At 39.3% G+C, this 21,980-nt stretch carries 30 protein-coding genes; 20 read left to right on the top strand and 10 right to left on the bottom strand.

Features of this window, described 5'->3' with window-relative positions; all coding sequences use genetic code 11:
• Nucleotides 1–3: 3 nt before the first annotated feature.
• Entirely contained in the window at nt 4–834 is an 831-nt protein-coding gene (gene panC, locus H7N69_RS00885; RefSeq protein WP_187884434.1) for a pantoate--beta-alanine ligase, read from the bottom strand.
• Nucleotides 835–1,518 (bottom strand): orotidine-5'-phosphate decarboxylase, encoded by a 684-nt coding sequence (gene pyrF / locus H7N69_RS00880; protein WP_187884432.1) that lies wholly within the window; start codon nt 1,516–1,518, stop codon nt 835–837.
• 123 nt (nt 1,519–1,641) lie between these two features.
• Between pyrF and H7N69_RS00875 the strand changes: the two genes are divergently transcribed.
• The 10 genes from H7N69_RS00875 (at nt 1,642) to H7N69_RS08035 (ending at nt 7,262) form a co-directional block, all read left to right on the top strand.
• Nucleotides 1,642–2,307, top strand: a complete 666-nt coding sequence (locus H7N69_RS00875; protein ID WP_187884430.1) for a carbonic anhydrase — start codon at nt 1,642–1,644, stop codon at nt 2,305–2,307.
• A complete protein-coding gene (gene kdsA / locus H7N69_RS00870; protein ID WP_187884428.1) occupies nt 2,294–3,124 on the top strand; it encodes a 3-deoxy-8-phosphooctulonate synthase in 831 nt (276 codons plus the stop codon). The genes H7N69_RS00875 and kdsA overlap by 14 nt, the downstream gene beginning before the upstream one ends.
• A 9-nt stretch (nt 3,125–3,133) precedes the next feature.
• Nucleotides 3,134–3,604 (top strand): 6,7-dimethyl-8-ribityllumazine synthase, encoded by a 471-nt coding sequence (gene ribH / locus H7N69_RS00865; protein ID WP_001165609.1) that lies wholly within the window; start codon nt 3,134–3,136, stop codon nt 3,602–3,604.
• A 1-nt stretch (nt 3,605) separates the two neighbouring features.
• Nucleotides 3,606–4,022 (top strand): transcription antitermination factor NusB, encoded by a 417-nt coding sequence (gene nusB / locus H7N69_RS00860; protein ID WP_050841483.1) that lies wholly within the window; start codon nt 3,606–3,608, stop codon nt 4,020–4,022.
• A 144-nt stretch (nt 4,023–4,166) separates the two neighbouring features.
• A complete protein-coding gene (locus H7N69_RS07820; RefSeq protein ID WP_232260151.1) occupies nt 4,167–4,550 on the top strand; it encodes a hypothetical protein in 384 nt (127 codons plus the stop codon).
• 371 nt (nt 4,551–4,921) lie between these two features.
• On the top strand, nt 4,922–5,683 hold the full coding sequence (locus H7N69_RS00850) for a YaaW family protein (protein ID WP_000323696.1): 762 nt from the start codon (nt 4,922–4,924) through the stop codon (nt 5,681–5,683).
• A gap of 83 nt (nt 5,684–5,766) precedes the next feature.
• Nucleotides 5,767–5,907 carry a hypothetical protein gene (locus H7N69_RS00845; protein WP_000071328.1) on the top strand — a complete coding sequence of 47 codons (141 nt, stop codon included), beginning with the start codon at nt 5,767–5,769 and terminating at the stop codon, nt 5,905–5,907.
• A 384-nt stretch (nt 5,908–6,291) separates the two neighbouring features.
• Nucleotides 6,292–6,588, top strand: a complete 297-nt coding sequence (locus tag H7N69_RS00840) for a DUF3944 domain-containing protein (RefSeq protein ID WP_232260150.1) — start codon at nt 6,292–6,294, stop codon at nt 6,586–6,588.
• Complete coding sequence (locus tag H7N69_RS08040) at nt 6,549–6,809, top strand: ubiquinol-cytochrome C chaperone family protein (protein WP_001993115.1); 261 nt, start codon at nt 6,549–6,551, stop codon at nt 6,807–6,809. The genes H7N69_RS00840 and H7N69_RS08040 overlap by 40 nt, the downstream gene beginning before the upstream one ends.
• A gap of 27 nt (nt 6,810–6,836) precedes the next feature.
• Entirely contained in the window at nt 6,837–7,262 is a 426-nt protein-coding gene (locus tag H7N69_RS08035; protein WP_332246395.1) for a flagellar biosynthesis protein FlgG, read from the top strand.
• A gap of 88 nt (nt 7,263–7,350) precedes the next feature.
• Here the strand turns inward: H7N69_RS08035 and flgG are convergent, their stop codons facing one another.
• From flgG to pdxJ, 4 genes are all read right to left on the bottom strand, one after another.
• Nucleotides 7,351–8,139 (bottom strand): flagellar basal-body rod protein FlgG, encoded by a 789-nt coding sequence (gene flgG, locus H7N69_RS00825; RefSeq protein ID WP_000946437.1) that lies wholly within the window; start codon nt 8,137–8,139, stop codon nt 7,351–7,353.
• 877 nt (nt 8,140–9,016) lie between these two features.
• Nucleotides 9,017–10,039 carry a tRNA (adenosine(37)-N6)-threonylcarbamoyltransferase complex transferase subunit TsaD gene (tsaD, locus tag H7N69_RS00820; protein WP_187884426.1) on the bottom strand — a complete coding sequence of 341 codons (1,023 nt, stop codon included), beginning with the start codon at nt 10,037–10,039 and terminating at the stop codon, nt 9,017–9,019.
• A gap of 63 nt (nt 10,040–10,102) precedes the next feature.
• Nucleotides 10,103–11,026: a 4-hydroxythreonine-4-phosphate dehydrogenase gene (gene pdxA, locus H7N69_RS00815; RefSeq protein ID WP_187884424.1), complete on the bottom strand. Its 924-nt coding sequence runs from the start codon at nt 11,024–11,026 to the stop codon at nt 10,103–10,105.
• A gap of 1 nt (nt 11,027) precedes the next feature.
• Nucleotides 11,028–11,816 carry a pyridoxine 5'-phosphate synthase gene (gene pdxJ / locus H7N69_RS00810; protein WP_187884422.1) on the bottom strand — a complete coding sequence of 263 codons (789 nt, stop codon included), beginning with the start codon at nt 11,814–11,816 and terminating at the stop codon, nt 11,028–11,030.
• 140 nt (nt 11,817–11,956) lie between these two features.
• Between pdxJ and wecA the strand changes: the two genes are divergently transcribed.
• From wecA to H7N69_RS00795, 3 genes are read left to right on the top strand one after another with little or no spacing between them, the layout of a single operon-like run.
• Nucleotides 11,957–12,967: an undecaprenylphosphate N-acetylglucosaminyl transferase WecA gene (gene wecA / locus H7N69_RS00805; protein WP_187884420.1), complete on the top strand. Its 1,011-nt coding sequence runs from the start codon at nt 11,957–11,959 to the stop codon at nt 12,965–12,967.
• Complete coding sequence (gene lpxF, locus H7N69_RS00800; protein ID WP_001988762.1) at nt 12,964–13,560, top strand: lipid A 4'-phosphatase; 597 nt, start codon at nt 12,964–12,966, stop codon at nt 13,558–13,560. Before wecA ends, lpxF begins: the two co-directional genes overlap by 4 nt.
• 9 nt (nt 13,561–13,569) lie before the next feature.
• Nucleotides 13,570–14,001, top strand: a complete 432-nt coding sequence (locus tag H7N69_RS00795) for a hypothetical protein (protein ID WP_187884418.1) — start codon at nt 13,570–13,572, stop codon at nt 13,999–14,001.
• Between the two features lie 188 nt (nt 14,002–14,189).
• On the opposite strand, the gene metI is transcribed toward H7N69_RS00795, so the two are convergent.
• The 4 genes from metI to ribE are packed head-to-tail and all read right to left on the bottom strand — an operon-like array spanning nt 14,190 to nt 16,737.
• Nucleotides 14,190–14,837, bottom strand: a complete 648-nt coding sequence (metI, locus tag H7N69_RS00790; RefSeq protein WP_000625451.1) for a methionine ABC transporter permease — start codon at nt 14,835–14,837, stop codon at nt 14,190–14,192.
• 1 nt (nt 14,838) lies between these two features.
• Nucleotides 14,839–15,822, bottom strand: coding sequence for a methionine ABC transporter ATP-binding protein (locus tag H7N69_RS00785; protein ID WP_165558976.1), 984 nt, complete (start codon nt 15,820–15,822; stop codon nt 14,839–14,841).
• 21 nt (nt 15,823–15,843) lie between these two features.
• Nucleotides 15,844–16,116, bottom strand: a complete 273-nt coding sequence (locus H7N69_RS00780) for a FlhB-like flagellar biosynthesis protein (RefSeq protein ID WP_001044047.1) — start codon at nt 16,114–16,116, stop codon at nt 15,844–15,846.
• Nucleotides 16,117–16,737, bottom strand: a complete 621-nt coding sequence (gene ribE, locus H7N69_RS00775; RefSeq protein ID WP_000491092.1) for a riboflavin synthase — start codon at nt 16,735–16,737, stop codon at nt 16,117–16,119.
• A 74-nt stretch (nt 16,738–16,811) separates the two neighbouring features.
• Here ribE and H7N69_RS00770 point away from each other — a divergent pair, with 74 nt between their 5' ends.
• The 7 genes from H7N69_RS00770 to yihA all read left to right on the top strand — a co-directional run bounded on the left by H7N69_RS00770 (nt 16,812) and on the right by yihA (nt 21,970).
• Nucleotides 16,812–17,576: a TatD family hydrolase gene (locus H7N69_RS00770; RefSeq protein ID WP_000469422.1), complete on the top strand. Its 765-nt coding sequence runs from the start codon at nt 16,812–16,814 to the stop codon at nt 17,574–17,576.
• Nucleotides 17,577–17,659: 83 nt separating this feature from the next.
• Nucleotides 17,660–18,784, top strand: a complete 1,125-nt coding sequence (locus H7N69_RS00765; protein ID WP_187884416.1) for a lytic transglycosylase domain-containing protein — start codon at nt 17,660–17,662, stop codon at nt 18,782–18,784.
• Nucleotides 18,784–19,731, top strand: a complete 948-nt coding sequence (locus tag H7N69_RS00760) for a septal ring lytic transglycosylase RlpA family protein (RefSeq protein ID WP_187884414.1) — start codon at nt 18,784–18,786, stop codon at nt 19,729–19,731. Before H7N69_RS00765 ends, H7N69_RS00760 begins: the two co-directional genes overlap by 1 nt.
• Nucleotides 19,728–20,222: a KdsC family phosphatase gene (locus H7N69_RS00755; RefSeq protein WP_187884412.1), complete on the top strand. Its 495-nt coding sequence runs from the start codon at nt 19,728–19,730 to the stop codon at nt 20,220–20,222. The genes H7N69_RS00760 and H7N69_RS00755 overlap by 4 nt, the downstream gene beginning before the upstream one ends.
• The gene (locus tag H7N69_RS00750) at nt 20,197–20,790 is read left to right on the top strand and encodes a hypothetical protein (RefSeq protein ID WP_033584575.1); all 594 of its coding nucleotides are present in this window, start codon (nt 20,197–20,199) and stop codon (nt 20,788–20,790) included. The genes H7N69_RS00755 and H7N69_RS00750 overlap by 26 nt, the downstream gene beginning before the upstream one ends.
• On the top strand, nt 20,790–21,347 hold the full coding sequence (gene lptA, locus H7N69_RS00745; protein WP_033584573.1) for a lipopolysaccharide transport periplasmic protein LptA: 558 nt from the start codon (nt 20,790–20,792) through the stop codon (nt 21,345–21,347). The genes H7N69_RS00750 and lptA overlap by 1 nt, the downstream gene beginning before the upstream one ends.
• Entirely contained in the window at nt 21,344–21,970 is a 627-nt protein-coding gene (gene yihA, locus H7N69_RS00740) for a ribosome biogenesis GTP-binding protein YihA/YsxC (protein ID WP_000635387.1), read from the top strand. Before lptA ends, yihA begins: the two co-directional genes overlap by 4 nt.
• Nucleotides 21,971–21,980: the final 10 nt, after the last annotated feature.

Below are 21,980 nucleotides of genomic sequence, written 5' to 3'. Positions count from 1 at the left end.
AAACTACACCCACAAATTATCTAAAAGCCTGGTTTTACCCACACGAGCCGCCACTAAAACTAGCGTGTTAGCCGGCTCTATGGTTTTTAAAGGCTCTAGCTTGTGGTTACAACATTCCAAATAATCCACTTCTAAATTCTTTAAAATTTCAAGCCCTAGTTTTTTCAGTTTTTCGCACGCTTTTTCGCCCTTGTCTATGGCTTGCTGGATATTTTCTAAAGCTTTTGGAATGGCTAGGGCTTGTTTTCTTTCTGTGGCATTCAAATACACATTCCTAGAGCTTAAAGCTAAATTATCGCTATCGCGCACGATCTCGCATGGCGCTATTTCAATGTCTAAAAGCAAATCTTGGACTAAATGCTGGATGATTAAAAGCTGTTGGGCATCCTTTTTGCCAAAATACGCTCTAGTGGGATTAGTAAGATGGAACAATCTTAACACGACCTGAACCACCCCATCAAAATGCCCCTCACGCATGGCTCCCTCTAAAGAGTGGGATAAAAATGTAGGAGCATAGAGTTTTAGGCGTTGCTCTATTTCATAGGGATACATTTCGCCAATTTTAGGCAAAAACACCGCATTAACGCCTAATGTTTCACACAAAGCCAAATCTTTTTCTAAAGGGCGCGGGTAAGCACTAAAATCTTCGTTAGCCCCAAATTGCGTGGGGTTGACAAAAACGCTTACAATCGTGTGGGAATTTTCTTTCAAACTCCTTTCTATCAAGCTTTGATGCCCTTTGTGTAAAGCCCCCATAGTCGGCACAAACCCCACGCTTTCTTCCAAACTTTTACGATACTCTCTTAAAGCAGCAACCGTTTCTAACACGCGCATTTAACAATCCTTTAAAAGCTCTAAAACCACTTCTCTAGGCTCTTTAGCCTGATAAATGGGGCGGCCCACCACGATAAAATCGCTTAAATTTTGTTTGGCTTCTTTAGCGTTCGCCACCCTTTTTTGATCTTCTTTATCGTTTTTATCCAGCCTTATGCCAGGGGTTAAAGTCAAAAAGCCTTGACCCAAAGCCTCTTTGATCGCTAAACTTTCAAACACCGAACACACCACCCCATCAATCCCGCTCTCTTTACCCATAGCACTTAATGCGATCGCTTGCGTTTTTAAGGGGGCGTTATACACGCTCAAAAATTCCTCTTCGCTAAAGCTGGTTAAAGCGCTCACGCCCATGATTAAGGGGCGTTTTTTAAGAGCGTTTAAGCGTTGCATTAAAATGGTTAGCGCGATTTTGCCGCTGCTCAAATGCACGGTGAGCATGTCAATTTCTAATTTCGCGCATTCTAGCGCGGCATTTGCCATAGTATAAGGAATATCATAGAGCTTCAAATCCAAAAAAATCTTAAAATTCCCATCAATCTTTCTGATTTCATCTAAAAAACTAGCCCCATCTCTTATAAAAGATCTAAGCCCCACCTTAGCCCATAAATCTAAGCCCTTTAATTCTTGCAATAAAGAAAGATTGTCCTCTTTTTTTTCTAAATCCAATGCGACACATAATTGCATGAAAGCCCTTTAAAGTGTAAAATAACGCCATTATAACAAAAAGAAATGCAAGATTTTTAGCTATGATTAGCGTTTTAAAATTAAAACCAAGTTTAATTAAAATAAGATTTTAAGGGTTAAAGAGTGAAAGCGTTTTTAGGAGCGTTAGAATTTCAAGAGAATGAATACGAAGAGCTTAAAGAGCTTTATGAGAGCTTAAAAACCAAACAAAAGCCCCACACTTTGTTTATTTCTTGCGTGGATTCACGAGTCGTGCCTAATTTAATCACTGGCACCAAACCAGGCGAATTGTATGTGATCCGCAACATGGGCAATGTGATCCCCCCTAAAACAAGCCATAAAGAGTCCCTTTCTACTATTGCGAGCATTGAATACGCTATTGTGCATGTAGGGATTCAAAACTTAATCATTTGCGGGCATAGCGATTGTGGGGCTTGCGGGAGCATTCATTTAATCCATGATGAAACCACCAAAGCTAAAACCCCTTACATTGCAGACTGGATACAATTCTTAGAGCCTGTTAAAGAAGAGTTAAAAAACCACCCGCAATTCAGCAACCACTTCGCCAAGCGTTCATGGCTTACGGAGCGTTTGAATGTGCGCTTGCAACTCAACAACCTCTTAAGCTATGATTTCATTCAAGAAAGAGTGATGGATAACGAATTAAAAATTTTTGGTTGGCACTATATCATAGAAACAGGCAGGATTTATAATTATAATTTTGAAAGCCATTTTTTTGAGCCGATTGAAGAAACCATTAAACAAAGGAAAAGTCATGAAAACTTCTAAAACAAAAACCCCCAAATCCGTTTTAATCGCTGGGCCATGTGTCATTGAGAGCTTAGAAAATTTAAGAAGTATCGCTATTAAATTGCAACCCCTAGCCAGCAACGAGCGATTGGATTTTTATTTTAAAGCGAGTTTTGATAAGGCGAACCGCACGAGTTTGGAGAGTTATAGAGGGCCTGGTTTGGAAAAAGGCTTAGAAATGTTACAAACCATCAAAGAGGAATTTGGCTATAAAATTTTAACCGATGTGCATGAGAGCTATCAGGCAAGCGTGGCAGCCAAAGTAGCGGATATTTTACAAATCCCGGCGTTTTTGTGCCGCCAAACGGATCTGATTGTAGCAGTGAGCCAAACTAACGCCATTATCAACATCAAAAAAGGGCAATTCATGAACCCAAAAGACATGCAATATTCTGTCTTAAAAGCCCTTAAAACAAGGGATAAAAGCATTCAAAGCCCCACTTATGAAACAGCGTTAAAAAATGGCGTGTGGCTGTGTGAAAGGGGGAGCAGCTTTGGGTATGGGAATTTAGTGGTGGATATGCGCTCTTTAAAAATCATGCGAGAGTTTGCCCCTGTGATTTTTGACGCTACCCATAGCGTGCAAATGCCAGGGGGAGCGAACGGGAAAAGTTCAGGAGACAGCTCTTTTGCCCCTATTTTAGCGAGAGCGGCGGCTGCGGTGGGGATTGATGGGTTATTCGCTGAAACGCACATTGATCCTAAAAACGCCCTAAGCGACGGAGCAAACATGCTAAAACCTGATGAGTTAGAATATTTAGTAACCGACATGTTAAAAATCCAAAATTTATTTTAAAGGAATTTCATGCAAATCATAGAAGGGAAATTGCAATTACAAGGGAATGAAAAAGTCGCTATTTTAACATCGCGCTTCAATCATATCATCACAGACAGATTGCAAGAAGGGGCGATTGACTGCTTTAAAAGGCATGGGGGCGATGAGGATCTTTTAGACATCGTGCTGGTGCCTGGGGCTTATGAATTGCCTTTCATTTTAGAGAGGTTGTTAGGGAGCGAAAAATACGATGGCGTGTGCGTTTTAGGAGCGATTATTAGAGGGGGGACTCCGCATTTTGACTATGTGAGCGCGGAAGCGACTAAGGGCATTGCCAACGCAATGCTAAAATACAGCATGCCTGTAAGCTTTGGCGTGCTGACCACGGACAATATTGAACAAGCGATTGAAAGAGCGGGCAGTAAAGCCGGTAATAAGGGCTTTGAAGCGATGAGCACCCTCATTGAATTATTGAGCTTGTGCCAAACTCTCAAGGGTTAAAATGGCGACACGAACTCAAGCCAGGGGGGCGGTGGTTGAATTGTTGTATGCGTTTGAAAGCGGTAATGAAGAAATTAAAAAAATCGCTTCCAGCATGTTAGAAGAAAAAAAGATTAAAAACAACCAGCTTGCTTTTGCTTTAAGCCTTTTTAATGGCGTGTTGGAAAAAATCAATGAAATTGACGCCCTCATTGAACCGCATTTAAAAGACTGGGATTTCAAACGATTAGGGAGTATGGAAAAGGCGATTTTACGCTTAGGAGCGTATGAAATTGGTTTCACGCCCACGCAAAACCCCATCATCATCAATGAATGCATAGAACTTGGCAAACTCTACGCTGAGCCTAACACCCCTAAATTTTTAAACGCTATCTTGGATTCTTTGAGCAGAAAGCTCACTCAAAAACCCTTGAATTGAGGGCGTTTTATGCCTAAATTTAAAAAATGATGCTGTAATCACTAATCACTAATCACTAAAAGATGGGGTTGGTGGGATTTGAACGAGCGGTAGAAGTAAAATTAAAGGAGTCAATTGTGATTTATACGCTAGCTGTATTTTTCCATGGGTAGCCTTTGGGTAGCCTTTTCCTTGAGAGGTGGGATTTTTTCAACTATATTCAGCTTTATTCTTTGGGTCATTCTTGGTTATAATATTTTTGATATTGTTTTTTTAGGAAATAGAGTTTTCAGTATTTATTTGCTTTTAGAGTCATTTTTGTGGGTAATATTGACCACTTGGTGTTGTTTGGTCATGCATGAAGATCAGAGACAAAAAGACATGGAACAACTTATCAATGGGATTGATAGGATTATTAAAGCAAATTCCGGTAAATCTTTACACCAAGAAACACAACAAGCAAATAAAACCAATAAAGCATGGTATTTGGCTAGTGTTTTTCTCATTGGTCTGGCTGTTTTGGCTGTTTTTCACATGATCAAGCGATAACTCAAACAATAACCCAAAAAGCGGTGTTGAAAAACTCAAAAATCCTAGCCATAAGAATTACAAAAAAAAAAAAATGATAACAACCGCTCCAAACCGCTTAACCCCTAATAACCTTAAGTATAAAATGGCAAAAGTAAAGGTTAGAAAAAATGGGGATAAAAATCCCCCCCCTTTAGCGTTTAAAAGAATTGACGCTTTAAATCAATCTATAGAGTTAAGAGCGTTGGGCTTTTGAGTTTAAGCCTTTTTAGAATATTAAGTGTAGTTTTAGACAAATGATATTAAAATCAGTAACCACTTTAGAAAAACAGCGATGGGGTGCGAAAAGTCGTTTGTTTTTAATAAGTGATAAAACAATATAAAGGAATAATATGGCATACAAATATGATAGAGACTTGGAATTTTTAAAGCAACTGGAATCTAGTGATTTATTGGATTTGTTTGAGGTGCTTGTTTTTGGTAAAGACGGCGAAAAAAGACACAATGAAAAACTCACAAGCTCCATAGAATACAAAAGGCATGGCGATGATTACGCTAAATACGCAGAAAGAATCGCTGAAGAGTTGCAATACTATGGGAGCAATAGTTTTGCGAGTTTCATTAAAGGTGAAGGAGTCTTATACAAAGAGATTTTATGCGATGTGTGCGATAAATTGAAGGTCAATTACAACAAGAAAACCGAAACGACTTTAATTGAACAAAACATGCTTTCTAAAATCTTAGAAAGAAGCCTAGAAGAAATGGATGATGAAGAAGTGAAAGAAATGTGCGATGAATTGTCCATAAAAAACACGGACAATTTAAACAGACAAGCCTTAAGCGCGGCGACTTTAACGCTGTTTAAAATGGGAGGCTTTAAATCTTATCAATTAGCTGTCATTGTTGCGAATGCGGTCGCAAAAACCATTCTAGGGCGTGGTTTATCGCTTGCGGGCAATCAAGTGCTTACAAGAACCCTGAGCTTTTTAACAGGCCCTGTTGGCTGGATCATTACAGGCGTATGGACAGCGATTGATATTGCAGGGCCGGCTTATAGGGTAACCATACCGGCATGCATTGTGGTTGCCACTTTACGCCTAAAAACACAGCAAGCCAGTGAAGATAAGAAGTCGTTGCAAATAGAATCCATTTAAGCTTTTTTTAGGGAAAAAGGTATAGAATGGAAACCTAGATGCGAAAACGCATCTAGTTTTTATTTTAATTTAAGGGAGACACAATGAGTAACAGTTGCAGTAATCAAAACCACAATCAAAAAGGTGATGCTAAAAATCAAAACAACGAAAGTTGTCAAAAAAATAGCCAAAACCAAGCTAATCAATGCAACGCTAACCACGAGCATAAAAACGATAAAAAGTAAGGGTTAGAGGGTTAAAGGAGGGGGTTTCTTGTGCTAGAAATCAAGGTAGCGTTTCATTAAAAATTAGCCCTACCTAAAGAAAAAATCAATAATTTCCTACTTTCAAATCAGATTTATCGTATCCAAAATGATAAGCGTATCAAAATATTTTAATTATTATCATTCTTTGGTTGTAAAATCAATAAAGCCCATTAGCATTTGTAACGCAATATTCATGTGCAGTTAGCGGGTGTGTTTAAGCCTTTTAGGGCGTTAGACATGATTTTAAAAAATGATGCTGTAATCACTAATCACTAATCACCAATCACTAAAAAAGGGGTTTGGTGGGATTTGAGTGAGCGGTAGAAATAAATTAAAGGGATTGCATGGCATATAAATAGCGACTTGGAATTTTTAAAGCGATTAAGCTCTAATGATTTGAAAGATTTGTTTGATGTGATTGTTTATGATGAAGATGGCACACTAAGAATGAATGAAGAATTGACAGATTCAACAGAATATAAAAGGTATGGTAGCGATTACGCCAAATACCCCACAAGAATCGCTGAAGAACTGCAGTGTTATGGGGGCAATACTTTTATTAATTTTTTAGAAACGAAGGGGTCTTATACAAAGAGATTTTGTGCGATGCGTGCGATCATTTGGATATTAATTACCATGAAGAATCTCCAACCTCTTTGATTGAGAAAAACATGCTTTCTAAACTTTTGAAAGATAGTTTAGAAAAAATGAGTGGGAGAGAGATTAAAGAACTCGGCCATGAATTGGGCATGACAAATATTGATAAAGTGATTGGTGAGAACAAACAAATCCTAATCGCATCTGTTTTAACGCTGTTTAAAGCCGGTGGCTCTCATTCTTATGCGTTGGCTGTATCTGTTGCAGATGCAATGGTAAGATAAACTCTGGGGCATGGTTTATCGTCTGTGGTGGGTAAAGTCGTGCTTAAAAAAACTCTAGGCATTTTAGCTGGGCCTATTGGTTGGGTCATTACGGGCGCGTTAGTGAGCATCAATCTTGCTGGGCCGGCTTATAGGGTGACCGTGCCTGCATGCGTTTTGATCGCCGCCTTACGCCTAAAACTGAAAGCGGAACAAGAAGCAAGATTAAAAGCGGAACAAGAAAGATTAGAACAAGCAAAACGATTAGCAAAACAGAAAGCAGAACGAGAAGCAAATAAAACTAAGAAAATGTGGTATCTGGCTATTGCTTTTTGTATTCTTATTGGTCTAGCTGTTTTAGCTGTTTTTTACATGAAAAGGAAACACCATTCAAGCAATAACCCAAGCAATAGCCAAAAAAAAGCAGTGTTGAAAAACTCAAAAATCCTAGCCACAAGAATTAAAGAATGGTAGCAACCGCTCCAAAACACAAAACCACCCCAAGCACAAAAACAACAAGGGAGCAGAGGTTAAAGAGCGTTAAGGAGAGTAAAATCCCCTTTTAGCGTTTGAGGGAATTGACTGTTTGGAGCATGGCATCAGCGGTTTGAATGCTTTTAGAATTGGCTTCATAAGCCCTTTGAGCGGTGATTAGATCCGTCATTTCTTCTACCAATCTCACATTACTAAGCTCCAAAAAGCCTTGCCTTAACTTGCCTAAGCCTTGAGAATCCGGGTTGCCCACAATCGCATCGCCGCTGGCGTTGGTGATGGAAAACAAATTATCCCCCATAGAATGAAGCCCCGCCGGGTTGACAAAATTAGCCAAAGTGATTTGCCCGATCACATTAGAAGTCGTTTGCAAGCCTTGAGTCACGCTCACCGTGCCATCCACACCGATGTTTACTTGCGTGGTGTCTTCAGGCAAAGTGATTTGAGGGATGAGAAGATAGCCCTCGCTTGTTACAAGATTGCCCTGCTCGTCTAGTTTAAAATTCCCGCTTCTTGTATAAGCGGTGGTGCCATCAGGCAATTGGACTTGAAAAAAGCCTTTGCCCGTAATGGCGACATCTAAATTATTTTCCGTTTCTTTAGGGCTGCCTTGCGAAAACATTTTAGTGATCGCGCTAGGGCGCACGCCTAAGCCCACTTCCATGCCATCTGGCGATAAAGTCGTGTTGCTTGTGTTGGTGCCGGCGTATTGCATCGCTTGGTAAAACAAGTCGTTAAAATCCGCACGAGATTTTTTAAACCCGGTGGTATTGACATTAGCGATATTGTTTGAAGTGGTGTCAATATGCGTCTGTTGGGCGAGCATCCCTGAAGTGGCGCTATAGAGAGAGCGGAGCATTTTTTCCCTTTAAACTAAAACTTAACAACCTAGAATTATAACAAAAATAAGATTAAATTTGACTAAACTTGAAACGCTTTTTTAATAAAAAGGTTTAAAAAAGATTTAAACCTAGTCTCATGCAGAAATCTTATAAACGCCTTTAGCGTTTGAAATGAATGCGTTAGCATTTTTAAATGCTGTAAAAACCTTGTTAGTGGCATTATTTTGATTTTCTAAGCGTTTTTACAACAACATGTTTTTCATTGAAGAGATACGCCAAAATCCAGCTTGAAATTAGGAATTTATAGAAATTTCATTTTACGCTTAATATCTTATTTAATGGGATTTAGACTAATAGGACTCTATGATACAATAAAACATATGGCAGTGTTTTTACATGCCATTTGAAACCATCAGCCACCAACCTAATGGTTTGAAGAATAATAAAGTAATAGAACTTTAAACCTAAAATCAATCAAAAATAGCATTTATAGTATCATTTTTACTATAAAAGTTACTAGTAGCGCAACAACTATTAAGAAAACTATTAAACCCATAAAATACTACTCCCTTAAATTATAATACGATTTATAAATTATAATACAATTAAGCAAACAAATAAGACCCCCATGCCCATTAAAGCCCCTTAAATTCCCCAAATTCGTGCGGTATTTTCAGCTTTTCAAGAGTATTAAATCATAAAAAGAATTAAAACTAAAATAAGAAAGATATTGAACTAAACTGAAACTGGGATTATAATTAAAGACAACAAGCGTTACACTGTGGCTTCTCATTCCCTGTTAAGTTTAATGCGTTTTTATTCAATAATCATCTCAAATACAGATAAAAGGTTGATAAATTTTAGGGCGTTTTAGCGCTTTCTTTTTGTATCCATTCACTCAAAACTTTTTAACAGCGTTCTTGGCGAAATGTTAGCCTTTTCTAAAGGGACAAAGCGCTTTTTTTGATAGGCTTCTAGGCTGGATCGCCCTATCATGGCGGCATTGTCGCTGCAAAATTCTAAAGGGGCTAAAACAAGCTTGCAATCAAACTCAGCGCACAAATTTTCAAACGCTTTTCTTAAAGCCAGATTTTGGCTCGCTCCTCCCACAATGCCAAAAATTTTAGGGCGTTTGATTTTAAAATAGCGTTTAGTCTGCTGGATTAAATGCTCAATAGCCGCGCTTTGAAAATGATAGCCAATCTTTTGTTTTACCTCATCGTTCAAATTATGGGCGTTTTTTTCAACCTCCAAACGCACCGCATTTTTTAAACCTGAAAAACTAAAAGCCAGATTCGGGCTGTTTTTTAAAGGGATAGGGAACATTAAAGGCTCGTTTTGATGCGCATAATCAAGGGCTAATTTTTCCACTATGGGGCCTCCTGGATAGCCTAAATCAAGCATTTTGGAAACCTTATCAAAACTCTCCCCAAAGCTATCGTCCAAACTCGTGGCAACGATTTTAATATTCTCATAATCTCTAGCCTCTAAAATCAAAGAATGCCCCCCAGAGACTAAGAGCGCGCTTAAAGGCATGCGGGTTTGTTTTTCATTGATAAAGAGCGAATACACATGCCCTCTCAAATGATCTTCCAAAATCAAGGGCAAATTCAAAGACAAACTCAAGGCTTTCGCCATCATCAAACCTTCTATTAAAGTAACGCTCAAACCTGGCTGATTAGTGATAGCGATGGCTTTAATTTTGGAAAAATCCTTATTCAAGCTGATTTTAATGCGTTCTAATAAGAGCGGCAAATTCTCAGCATGCAAACGTGATGCAAGCTCAGGCACAACGCCCCCATAAGAACTATGGTGCTTTTCTTGAGAGATTTTAAAATGAGCGATGAGTTTGGCGTTCTCTATTCTTGTAAGGGCTAAAGAGCTGTCATCGCAAGAACTTTCAATGCTTAAAATCATGTCTTTATCTTTGGGTGGTGTTTTTGCTTGAATTATACTTTGTTGGCTTGTATTTTAAAATCTTTAAGCCAAATATTTGATCGCATTCAAATAGCTTTTGTTGTTCGCTTTGTTTTGATAAGCGATATCAAACGCTGTGCCATGGTCAGTGGAAGCGCGTAAAATGGGAGCGTTCAAACTCACATTGATGCTTTCATCAAAATAGAGCGCTTTTAAAGGGGCCAGCCCCACATCATGGCTCATGCTCACATAAAAAGGGGTTATTTTGCGCTTATTGGGGGCAAAAGCGCTATCAGCGGGCAGCGGCCCCAAAAAGCATTCAAAGCCCAGCGTTTGGTTGCTCTTTTGAATGGCTTTTAAAATCTTTTCATCTTCTTCCCCAAACAATCCCTCTTCGCCCGCATGGGGGTTAAAGCCACACACTTGAACGATTTGAGCTTGAGTGCTTTTTTGAAACGCTAATAAAAACTTAACTAACGCTTCTACTTGAATGAGCTGAGAAACCGCCCCTAAAGGCACATGGTCGCTAAATAGCCCCACAAAGAGTTTTGAACACCCAAGCATCATGATGATTTGATGATCTTTATAGCGTTGTTTTAAAAAATCGGTATGCCCCACAAAAGGGATTTGAGCTTGTTGCCATGCGAGTTTGTTGATAGGCAAAGTGCAAATGCCATCCACTTCTTTACTATCCGCTAACTCGCAAGCCTTTTTAAAACTCTCAAAGCTATATGCCCCGCTTTGAGCGCTGACTTTGCCTATCGTGCTAGAGTTTAATAAGGGTAAGGGGGAATGGATAGCGAGCGTGTTAAGCGTTTTAGTTTCATAAGCGTTATGAAGCAATTGATTGGCTCGCTCTAAAAGTTCGCCATCAATGAGATACAACGGCTCACAAAACGCGCTCACTTCCTTATGGCTTTTTAAAATCAATTCTAAGCCTACGCCTTGAATATCCCCGCAACTGATCGCAATTTTCTTTTTAGCCATTTTATCGCTTAATAAGTTGCGCCATTTCTAAAATCGCTTTTTCTAATCCCACTAAAACCGCTTTTGAAACCACGCTATGACCGATATTAAGCTCTCTTAAAGAGGGGATTTTTAACAATTCTTTCACATTAGAATAATTCAACCCATGCCCAGCGCACACCACAATTCCCATAAAAAACGCTTCTTTGCTCATTCTCCTTAATTGCAAAAAGGCGTTATGCAATTCTTCTTTCAATTCTTTGGGGCTTTTGTCTTTGAGCGCGCTAATGGCATGGATTTGATTGTTAGCGTTAGAATATAAAGCGTTGTGCAAATTCGCATACACCCCAGTGTGGAACTCCACTTGCTTGACTTGATGCTCCCTTGCAAAATGCAGAGCGTCTTTTAAAGGATCAATAAACAAAGACACTTCAATGCCCTTATTATGATACGCTCTAATCACCTCTTCTAAACCCTTTAATGAGCAATCCAATCCCCCCTCTGTCGTAACCTCATTTCTGTTTTCAGGCACGATCGTAACTTTACTGGGCTTATTTTTCAAAGAGCATAAAAAATCAGTGATTCCAGCATTAATAGAGCATTCAATGTTAATAGGCAAAGGGCTTATTTCAAGCAACCTCAAAACATCTTCATTTTGAATGTGTCGTTTGTCTTCTCGCAAATGGATGGTGATTAAATCCACTTTATGGGTGTTTTTAGCGATAAACAGAGCCTCTAAAATCTCAGGCTCATAAGTCTTCCTCACTTCCCTTAAAGTAACAATGTGATCAATATTCAATCCAAAACGCATGACTATCCTTTATTTTATAATAATGATTTTTGGAATTGTAACATAAAAACCACCCCTTATGCCTATAAGATTTTATTATCAAGCTATCTTTTAAAAATGCTATAATACCCAAAACAAAATGTCAATTAAATCCAATAAAAGTGTTGTGGGTGCTATATTTTTTAACCAGTTTATTTATTTGCTCTTTGATTATTTTGTGGTCTAAAAAATCCATGCTCTTTGTGGATAACGCTAATAAAATACAAGGCTTTCATCATGCAAGAACCCCACGAGCCGGGGGGCTTGGGATCTTTCTTTCTTTTGCGTTGGCTTGTTATTTTGAACCTTTTGAGATGCCTTTTAAGGGGTTTTTTGTTTTTTTGGGTTTGTTATTGGTGTTTTTAAGCGGTTTTTTAGAAGACATTAACCTTTCATTAAGCCCCAAAATACGCCTTATTTTGCAAGCCGTAGGGGTCGTTTGCATCATTTCATCAACGCCTTTAGTGGTGAGCGATTTTTCGCCCCTTTTTAGCTTGCCTTATTTTATCGCTTTTTTATTCGCTATTTTTATGCTGGTGGGTATCAGTAACGCTATTAATATCATTGACGGGTTTAACGGGCTTGCATCAGGGATTTGCGCGATTACGCTTTTAGTCATTCATTATATAGACCCTAGCAGTTTGTCTTGTCTACTCGCTTACATGGTGCTTGGGTTTATGGTGTTAAATTTCCCTTTAGGAAAGATTTTTTTAGGCGATGGAGGGGCGTATTTTTTGGGCTTGGTGTGCGGGATCTCCCTTTTACATTTGAGTTTAGAGCAAAAAATCAGCGTGTTTTTTGGGCTCAATTTAATGCTTTATCCGGTCATAGAGGTGCTTTTTAGTATTCTTAGGCGCAAAATAAAACGCCAGAAAGCCACCATGCCGGATAATTTGCATTTGCACACCCTTTTATTTAAATTCTTGCAACAACGCTCTTTAAATTACCCTAACCCTTTGTGCGCGTTTATCCTTATTCTGTGCAACCTGCCTTTTATTTTAATCAGCGTCTTATTCCGCTTAAATCCTTACGCGCTCATTGTCATTGGCCTAGTCTTTATCGCATGCTATTTAATGGGCTATGCTTATTTGAACAGGCAAGTTTGCGCCTTAGAAAAGCGAGCGTTTCAATGAAAAAGCTCAAAGGTCTTTTTTTGATCCTGCTCTTATGGGTCTATCCTTTAAGGAGTGAGCCGATCAATGAGGGGGCATACATTTTAGAAGAGATTGGCGATGTACTTAGGTTTTTACCTATTTTTGTCGGCACGGTTAGTTTGGCGATGCGCGATTATAGAGGTTTAGGGGAATTAGCGGTCGGCACATTAGTCACTCAAGGAGTGATTTATGGCCTTAAAGGAGCTTTTAGCACCGCCCATAAAGATGGGGCTAGAGTGGAATTTGCCAAACGCCCGTGCTGTAATTCTTGGAGAGGCATGCCAAGCGGGCATGCTGGGGGGGTGTTTAGCGCGGCTGGGTTTGTGTATTACCGCTATGGGTGGAAGCCGGCTCTTCCTGTGATCGCTCTTGCAATCCTCACTGATGCTAGCAGAGTGGTGGCAGGACAACACACGATCTTGCAAGTTACGATCGGCAGTCTTATCGCATGGGGGTTTGCTTATTTATTCACTTCACGCTACAAACCTAAACAATGGATGCTCTATCCTGAAATCTCTAGCGATTTTAAGGGCAGTAGCCGCTATGGGGTGAGCTTTTCTTATCAATGGTAAAGGGATAAAGTGCTAAAAAAGTTATTATTCATTTCGCTCTTTTTAGGGTTTTTAAAAGCAGAGGGCGAACATTATGAAATCATCGTTGAGCTTTCAAAGGCTTTTTTGAAAGCCCAAGAAGTTTTGACTGCGATCCATCAAGCTTATAAAACCTGCATAGAAACTGGGCATGATCGCACCCAAATGCGTCTTCAAAACGATTTTTTAGAGAACTTGTCTCAAACAGAGCAACAATTTGATGATTATTTTGAAAAGGATTTTAAAAGCGTAGGGGTTTTAAAAACCTTGCTTAAAGACATCCAATCCTTAGAAAAAACTTCCAACAAGCTTGCATGCATTGCCCCAAAAAACGCTAAAAATTTTGAAATTTTAGAGGGAGCGATAACGCAAATCATAGGATTAGAAGAGCAGATGAATCAATTTATCAATGGCGCAAAATAAAGCCCATTTTGGCATGATGACTTAATTGAATATTGATTGTAAAAAGCTTTAATCCAGTGTTGAGCGATAACCTTTAAAAGCGTTTTTAAAGAGTTGAATTCCGCCATAAACAAAGCTTAGAAATCCCATTTAAAAAACAAAGAATTAAAGTTAGCTTTGAATATTCATGTTTGATGAGAACCAAATCCCTAATACTTATTCTTTCTCAAGCGTTTCACCACATAATCCCCCGCGCTTTGAATGATTTGCACTAAAACGATGATCACGACCACCGCGTAAAAAAGCACGTCGCCCCTATAACTTTGATAGCCAATCCTAATGGCTAAATCCCCCAATCCCCCAGCCCCTAACGCTCCAGCCATAGCCGAATAGCCTATTAGAGAAATTAAAGTGATGGTGATATTATTCACTAAAGAGGGCAGGCTCTCTAAAAGCATCATTTTAATGACTTCCAAATGAGACGCTCCCAAACTTAAAGTGGTTTCAATCTTGCCATGCTCTACTTCCATTAAAGAATTTTCAAAAAGCTTTGCGACAAAAGGAATGGCTGAAATGGCTAACGGGATAATGCTCGCGCTAGAGCCAATGCTTGTGCCAATCAAAAAGCGCGATAAAGGCAAGAGCAAAATAATCAAAATGATAAAAGGGAAAGAGCGAGTCATGTTGATGGAAGTGTCTAAAATCTTATGCAAAAGGGGTTTGTTTAACAAATGCCCTTTTTTACTCACTAACAATAAAACCCCCAAAGGCAAGCCAAAAACAACCGCCAAAAAGCTCGCCACAAACACCATATAAAGCGTTTCTAGCGTGGCTTGAATGAGCATTTGAGAAATCATTTTAATCCTTTAATTTTTCCACTTGCAAGCCTAAAGCGTTTAAATACTCTAAAGCCCTTTGAGTCTCTGTGGTGCTGCCTAAAAACCGCACCACTAAATACCCTATATCTTTGGTCGTAAGCTCTTCAATGTTGCCTGAAATGATGCTCACATCTATTTTAAAACGCCTGATCAAATTAGAAATGATCGGCTCGTCTAAATGCTCCCCTAAAAACACGATGCGATAAATGTCTTGCGATTTTTGATCCCCATGCTCGTTTCTGATGCCAAGTAATTCTTTAGTAACGGCATGTTTAGGGTTAGCAAAAATTTCTTCTACCGAGCCTCTTTCCACGATTTCGCCGCTGCTGATCACGCACATTTGATTGCACAATTCTTTAACCACTTCAATCTGGTGCGTGATGAAAACGATGCTCAAATCAAACTTTTTTTGAATGCCGCTTAAAAGCGTTAAAATAGAATGCGTGGTTTTAGAATCCAAGGCAGATGTGGCTTCATCGCAAAGTAACAAATTAGGGCAATTCGCTAAACTCCTAGCGATCGCCACTCGTTGTTTTTGCCCGCCGCTCAGCTGTTTAGGATAAAAATGCATTTTATCTTCTAATCCCACCAATTCCAACAATTCATGCACCCTGGATTTAATCTTAGTTTTTTCCCATTGGGCGATTTCTAGAGCGAAAGCGACATTTTCAAACACGTTTTTAGCGCTCAATAAATTGAAATGCTGGAAAATCATGCCTATTTTTTGGCGCGCTTTTTGCAATTCTTTAGGCTTTAAGTTTAACAGATTGACCCCATTGACTAAAACTTCGCCAGAACTAGGGCGCTCCAAGCAATTGATTAAGCGAATGAGCGTGGATTTCCCCGCCCCTGAATAGCCTATCACGCCCAAAATATCGCCTTTTTTCAATTCCAAATTCACGCCTTTTAGAGCATGGAATCCGTTTTCATAAATCTTTTCAATGTTTTTTAATTCTACTACCATCGTTTTAACTTTATATCCCGATCACTTGGACATTTGCGCGTTATTTTCCACGCTATTGAGCCATAAAAACACTTGCACCACGCTTTCATACAATTCTTCAGGTATCGCGCAGTCTAATTCCACCTTTAAAAGCGAATCCACCAGCATGGGGTTAGAAAAGAGTGCTATATCGTATTCCTTAGCTTTTTGAATGATCCTTTTAGCCACTTCACCCACCCCGCTTGCGATCACTTTTGGGGCATGATCTTGTCCCATGTTATAGGCTAGAGCGGCGGCTTTTATGGTTTTATTCATCTAATACCCTAAAGTCAAAGAATCCGCGTCATTCCAAGAGAAATTTTTTTCAAACCCTTTTGTTTTTTTCAAAATAGACGCAACGCTACGAACCAACATGTCTGTTTCAATATTCACACGCCGTTTGAGTTTATAAGTCTTAAAAAGGGTGTTTTCTAAAGTATAAGGGATAATCGTTAGCCAAAACCCCTTTTCTTCTACCTTGCTTAAAGTCAAACTCACCCCATCAATGGCGATAGAACCTTGCTCAACGCACAACAAAAGCGTTTCTTCAGAAGCGCTGATGAAAAAATCCACTTGATTAGCGTTGTGAATGATTTTTTCAATGACCCCGATAGCGTCAATATGCCCTTGCACAAAATGCCCGTCTAAACTCGCATCGGCTTTTAGAGCTGGCTCAATATGGACTAAATCCTTGTAATTTTCTAACGCTACGCTGTTTTGGGTTTTTTGGCTCAATTCCACGCTAAAATGCGTTTTTGAACTTTCTATGGCGGTCAAACACGCCCCATTAATCGCAATGCTGTCGCCAAGCTTGGGATTAAGATCGCTCTCTATGCTTAAAATATTGTTGTGGAAACTTTTCACTTTAGCTATTTGATTGATTAGACCGCTGAACATAGTTAATGATTATTTTCCTTATGTTAAAATGCTTAAGTATTGTAACATATTAAATAAAACCATAGGATAGAAGCATGTTTATTGATACGCATTGCCATTTGGATCACAGGGATTATGAAAACGATTTAGAAGAAGTGTTAAAAGAAAGCCTAGAAAAAGGCGTTACCCAATGCGTGATTCCTGGTGCGGACATGAAGGATCTGAATAGAGCGGTAGGAATTAGCGAAAAATTTGAAGGCGTGTTTTTTGCCATAGGCGCTCACCCTTATGATGTGGAAAGCTTTGATGAAAATTTGTTTGAAACATTCATCAAGCATGAAAAATGCGTAGCGATAGGCGAATGCGGGCTGGATTACTACCGCTTGCCTGAATTGAATGAGAGAGAAAATTATAAAAGCAAACAAAAAGAAATTTTCACCAAACAGATTGAATTTTCTATCCAACACAACAAACCCTTGATTATCCACATCAGAGAGGCGAGTTTTGATAGTTTGAATCTTTTAAAAAGCTATCCTAAGGCTTTTGGGGTGTTGCATTGCTTTAACGCTGATAGCATGCTTTTGGAATTGAGCGATCGTTTTTACTATGGGATAGGGGGGGTTAGCACTTTTAAAAACGCTAAAAGACTGGTAGAGATCCTCCCTAAAATCCCTAAAAACAGGCTTCTTTTAGAAACGGATTCGCCTTATCTAACCCCACACCCTTTTAGAGGCACTAGGAATAGCCCCACTTATATCCCTTTAATCGCTCAAAAAATTGCCGAAATCATCCACATAGAAACTGAAGAGCTCGCTTCTTTAAGCACGCATAACGCTCAAACGCTTTTTAACTTCCCCTAAAATTAGGGATGTGTTAGAAAGCGTTATTCAAGTTTAGTTATAATCAAGGCTATTTTAAAAGCTAGATTAATTATTAGGATATGATGCCAAAAAGAATGAAGTGTTTTAGTCAAAAATGGTTGGTTTTTTTTGTTGCCCATTGGCTTTTGTTGGCTTCTTTAAGTCATGCGAAGATGGCTTTTGAATCTAATATTGACACCAAAGCGTTAGAGGCTTTTGGGGTCAATGCGAGCTTTTTATCCCAAATGCCAGGCGCTTTAAAAAAAGTGAATAAAGAAGAGGAATGGAAAAAGTTAGTCAAAAGATTTGATGTGAATTACCAATTCATCCCTATCATTAAAAACATGCTCATAGGAGCGAGCGTGCCGCAAGAATTTTTGTTTTTAGCCATGGCCGAGTCTAAGTTTTCATCAAGGGCTTATAGCAGGAAAAAAGCGGTAGGGATTTGGCAGTTCATGCCAAGCACGGCCAAAGAGTTAGGGCTTAAGGTCAATCATTACATTGATGAAAGAAGAGATCCCATTAAAAGCACTCAAGCGGCGATCGCTTATTTGAAACGGCTCTACAAGCAAACCGGTGAGTGGTATTTGGTCGCTATGGCGTATAATTATGGCTTACGAAAGGTTCAAAACGCTATTAAAGCCGCCGGCACTTCAGACATTAAAGTCTTGCTGGATGAAGATAAAAAATACCTCCCTAAAGAGACACGAGAGTATATCCGCTCCATTCTGAGCCTAGCGTTAAAGTTCAACAGCCTAGACAACCTCAAAGATAAAGAGTATTTGCTCAATCGTGGGGCGAGAGTGAGTTTAGTGGGCGTCCCGTTTAAAAGGCACACTTCTTTAGTCCAAGTGGCCAAAAATTTGAATTTGAGTTTAGAAACCTTAAAATCTTACAACCACCAATTCCGCTATAACATTCTGCCCTCTAAAGACCCCACCTACACCATTTATATCCCTTATGAAAAACTCGCTCTTTTCAAACAACGCCAACTTAAACAAAATAAAAACACTCAAGCCAGTCCTAAAAGCCCTTTCATCACCCATGTGGTCTTGCCTAAAGAAACCTTATCTTCTATCGCTAAACGCTATCAAGTCAGTATTTCCAGTATCCAATTAGCCAATAATCTCAAAGATTCTAATATTTTTATCCACCAACGCTTAATCATCCCTACCAATAAGAAATTGATCGCTACAAGGGAATTTTAATGGGTTTGGCGTTAAAAAAAGTTTGTTTTTTAGGCGTTATTTTTTTGATTAGCGCTTGTGCGGTTAAAAAAGAGGGAATAAAGAATTTGTCTTATAAGCATGAAAGCTTGCGCGCTTATGAAAACGCTAAAGACTATGACCCGACAACCAAAAAAGCCGCCTATAAACGCAATTTTTTTGAACGCCATTTCAAACACCACTCCAATTCGCAAAATGACAGCACCAAAACGCAAGCTATGGATAACGGCATGCGCGATTCTAGCGCGATCCAAAGAGCCACCATGCGCCCTTATCAAGTGGGGGGCAAGTGGTATTACCCCACTAAAGTGGATTTAGGCGAAAAATTTGATGGCATTGCGAGCTGGTATGGCCCCAATTTCCATGCCAAAAAAACCAGTAATGGGGAAATTTATAACATGTATGCCCACACCGCCGCACACAAGACTTTACCCATGAACACCGTGGTGAAAGTCATCAATGTTGATAATAATTTAAGCACCATTGTGCGCATTAATGATAGAGGGCCTTTTGTGAGCGATCGCATCATTGATTTGTCTAATGCGGCCGCTAGGGATATTGACATGGTTAAAAAAGGCACGGCCAGCGTGCGTCTTATTGTTTTGGGTTTTGGTGGGATTATCTCCACGCAATACGAACAATCCTTTAACGCCAGCTCTTCAAAGATCTTGCACAAGGAATTTAAAGTCGGCGAGAGCGAAAAAAGCGTGAGCGGAGGGAAATTTTCTTTGCAAATGGGGGCTTTTAGAAACCAAATAGGCGCTCAAACTTTAGCGGATAAATTGCAAGCAGAGAATCCAAATTACAGCGTCAAGGTTGCTTTTAAAGACGATTTGTATAAAGTTTTAGTTCAAGGGTTTCAAAGCGAAGAAGAGGCTAGGGATTTTATGAAAAAAAATAACCAGAATGCGGTTTTAACGAGAGAATGATTAAGTTATTGCTTTTAGATGTGGATGGCACGCTCACAGACGGGTCGTTGTATTTTGATGAAAATTTTCACGAGTTCAAGGCTTTCAATGTCAAAGACGGGCTTGGCATGATGCTATGGCAAAAATTAGGCAAAAAAATCGCTATCATTACAGGAAGAACTTCAACAATGGTGAAAAAACGCATGGAGAGTTTGGGCGTTCAGTTTGTTTTTATGGGCGTTGAAAATAAAAGCGTGGTTGTGGAGCGGCTCAAAAAAGACTTGCAATTGAGTGCGCAAGAAATCGCATGCGTAGGCGATGATTATAACGATTTAGGCATGTTTAAGGCATGCACTTGGAGTTTCGCTCCTTTTGATGCGCACCCCTTGCTTAAAAGCAAAGCTTATAAAGTGTTGCAAAATTCAGGGGGCAAGGGGGCCGTTAGGGAAGCGATTGATTATCTTTTAACATTAGAAGGCTTGCAAAATGAAGCGCTCAAGCTTTACCTCTAATAGCGTTTTAAACTTCTTTGTGGTTTTGTCTTTCATCACGATAGGGCTAGTGTTTTTCTTTTTGCGTTCCCAACCCACTAGCGTGGTTTCTAAAGAAAATATCCCTAAAATTGAATTAGAAAATTTTAAAGCGTTTCAAATCAACGATAAAATCCTTGATCTGTCCATAGAGGGCAAAAAAGCTTTACAATACGATGATTACGAAATCTTTTTTGATTCCAAAATCAAGCGCTATGATGAAGACACCATTGAAAGCGTTGAATCCCCTAAAGCCAGGCGGCAGCAGGATTTGTATTTCTTCCCTAATGGGGTTACTTATAAAAGAAGCGATGATTCTAGTTTTTGGAGTGAAACAGGGATTTACAACCATAAAGAGCAAAATTTTAAAGGCAAGGGCCGTTTCATTCTCACTTCAAAGGACAGCAAGGTTGAAGGGCTTGACATTTCCTATTCGCATGCATTAGCTATTATTGAAGCTCAAAGCATTCAAGCTAATTTATTTTTAGATGAAATCAAACAAAGCCAGAAAGAAAAGAAAAAACTCCCCACTTTCAAAGGAGGATTTTAATGCGTTGGTGGTGTTTTTTGGTGTGTTGTTTTGGTATTTTAAGCGTGATGAGCGCTCAAAAAACAGATAATAAAGGTTTGAAAAAAGAAAGAGAGCTTTTAGAAATTACCGGCAACCAATTTGTAGCGAACGACAAAACCAAAACCGCCGTTATTCAAGGCAATGTGCAGATCAAAAAAGGTAAAGACCGGTTGTTTGCGGATAAAGTGAGCGTGTTTTTAAACGATAAACGAAAGCCAGAACGTTATGAAGCCACAGGGAACACGCATTTTAACATCTTTACAGAGGATAATCGTGAAATCAGCGGGAGCGCTGATAAGCTCATTTATAACGCACTCAATGGGGAATACAAATTGCTGCAAAATGCGGTGGTTAGAGAAGTGGGGAAATCTAACGTCATCACCGGCGATGAAATCATTTTAAACAAAACTAAAGGCTATGCTGATGTGTTGGGGAGCGCGAAGCGGCCCGCTAAGTTTGTGTTTGATATGGAAGACATTAATGAAGAAAATCGTAAGGCGAAACAAAAAAAGAAGGACGCTAAGGCAAAACCATGATTGTCATTAAAGACGCTCATTTTCTCACTTCTTCTAGCCAACTTTTTCAATGCCCTGCGAGCTTGACTTCTGAGATGGTCATTTTAGGACGCAGCAATGTAGGTAAAAGCTCGTTTATTAATACCTTGTTAGGGAAAAATCTCGCCAAAAGCTCAGCGACGCCGGGAAAAACCCGTTTAGCGAATTTTTTTTCCACCACTTGGGAAGATAAAGAAAACGCCCTAATGACAACCTTTAATGCGATTGATTTGCCCGGGTTTGGCTACGCTAAAGTTTCTAAAAGCTTGAAAAAAGAATGGGAGGGGTTTTTATGGGAATTGTTGAGCGTTAGGACTTCAATCAAACTTTTTATCCATTTGATAGATGCGCGCCATTTGGATTTAGAAATTGACAAAAACGCTAAAGAAAGCATTCAAGCCCTTTTAAGACCCGATCAAGCTTATCTCTCTCTTTTTACGAAATTTGACAAGTTGAATAAAAACGAGCAACACCGCCTTTTTTTAAACGCTCCTAAACCTTTTTTAATCAATACCACCCATTTTAACGCTCTTTCTTCAAAATACCCAACCCTTGAAATAGTGCGCCAAACCCTTTTGAAATACTTGCTCACTAACCCTTTATAGGCCGCAAAAA

This window comes from Helicobacter pylori, from assembly GCF_014497725.1.
Classification (GTDB): Bacteria; Campylobacterota; Campylobacteria; order Campylobacterales; family Helicobacteraceae; genus Helicobacter; species Helicobacter pylori_DE.
Note: the sequence above shows the minus strand (reverse complement) of the source record. Positions and strands in the feature narration are given on the sequence as shown.

Excerpts from the sequence above, each read along its gene's own strand:
- H7N69_RS00785 (WP_165558976.1), bottom strand. The coding sequence starts at position 15,822 with ATGGTAGTAGAATTAAAAAACATTGAAAAGATTTATGAAAACGGATTC.
- pyrF (WP_187884432.1), bottom strand. The coding sequence starts at position 1,518 with ATGCAATTATGTGTCGCATTGGATTTAGAAAAAAAAGAGGACAATCTT.
- H7N69_RS07820 (WP_232260151.1), top strand. The coding sequence starts at position 4,167 with ATGGGTAGCCTTTGGGTAGCCTTTTCCTTGAGAGGTGGGATTTTTTCA.
- metI (WP_000625451.1), bottom strand. The coding sequence starts at position 14,837 with ATGATTTCTCAAATGCTCATTCAAGCCACGCTAGAAACGCTTTATATG.
- H7N69_RS00850 (WP_000323696.1), top strand. The coding sequence starts at position 4,922 with ATGGCATACAAATATGATAGAGACTTGGAATTTTTAAAGCAACTGGAA.
- H7N69_RS00765 (WP_187884416.1), top strand. The coding sequence starts at position 17,660 with ATGCCAAAAAGAATGAAGTGTTTTAGTCAAAAATGGTTGGTTTTTTTT.
- H7N69_RS00750 (WP_033584575.1), top strand. The coding sequence starts at position 20,197 with ATGAAGCGCTCAAGCTTTACCTCTAATAGCGTTTTAAACTTCTTTGTG.
- yihA (WP_000635387.1), top strand. The coding sequence starts at position 21,344 with ATGATTGTCATTAAAGACGCTCATTTTCTCACTTCTTCTAGCCAACTT.
- H7N69_RS00780 (WP_001044047.1), bottom strand. The coding sequence starts at position 16,116 with ATGAATAAAACCATAAAAGCCGCCGCTCTAGCCTATAACATGGGACAA.
- H7N69_RS00845 (WP_000071328.1), top strand. The coding sequence starts at position 5,767 with ATGAGTAACAGTTGCAGTAATCAAAACCACAATCAAAAAGGTGATGCT.
- flgG (WP_000946437.1), bottom strand. The coding sequence starts at position 8,139 with ATGCTCCGCTCTCTCTATAGCGCCACTTCAGGGATGCTCGCCCAACAG.
- H7N69_RS00760 (WP_187884414.1), top strand. The coding sequence starts at position 18,784 with ATGGGTTTGGCGTTAAAAAAAGTTTGTTTTTTAGGCGTTATTTTTTTG.
- panC (WP_187884434.1), bottom strand. The coding sequence starts at position 834 with ATGCGCGTGTTAGAAACGGTTGCTGCTTTAAGAGAGTATCGTAAAAGT.
- pdxA (WP_187884424.1), bottom strand. The coding sequence starts at position 11,026 with ATGGCTAAAAAGAAAATTGCGATCAGTTGCGGGGATATTCAAGGCGTA.
- H7N69_RS00755 (WP_187884412.1), top strand. The coding sequence starts at position 19,728 with ATGATTAAGTTATTGCTTTTAGATGTGGATGGCACGCTCACAGACGGG.
- H7N69_RS00770 (WP_000469422.1), top strand. The coding sequence starts at position 16,812 with ATGTTTATTGATACGCATTGCCATTTGGATCACAGGGATTATGAAAAC.
- pdxJ (WP_187884422.1), bottom strand. The coding sequence starts at position 11,816 with ATGCGTTTTGGATTGAATATTGATCACATTGTTACTTTAAGGGAAGTG.
- ribH (WP_001165609.1), top strand. The coding sequence starts at position 3,134 with ATGCAAATCATAGAAGGGAAATTGCAATTACAAGGGAATGAAAAAGTC.
- kdsA (WP_187884428.1), top strand. The coding sequence starts at position 2,294 with ATGAAAACTTCTAAAACAAAAACCCCCAAATCCGTTTTAATCGCTGGG.
- tsaD (WP_187884426.1), bottom strand. The coding sequence starts at position 10,039 with ATGATTTTAAGCATTGAAAGTTCTTGCGATGACAGCTCTTTAGCCCTT.
- nusB (WP_050841483.1), top strand. The coding sequence starts at position 3,606 with ATGGCGACACGAACTCAAGCCAGGGGGGCGGTGGTTGAATTGTTGTAT.
- lptA (WP_033584573.1), top strand. The coding sequence starts at position 20,790 with ATGCGTTGGTGGTGTTTTTTGGTGTGTTGTTTTGGTATTTTAAGCGTG.
- ribE (WP_000491092.1), bottom strand. The coding sequence starts at position 16,737 with ATGTTCAGCGGTCTAATCAATCAAATAGCTAAAGTGAAAAGTTTCCAC.
- lpxF (WP_001988762.1), top strand. The coding sequence starts at position 12,964 with ATGAAAAAGCTCAAAGGTCTTTTTTTGATCCTGCTCTTATGGGTCTAT.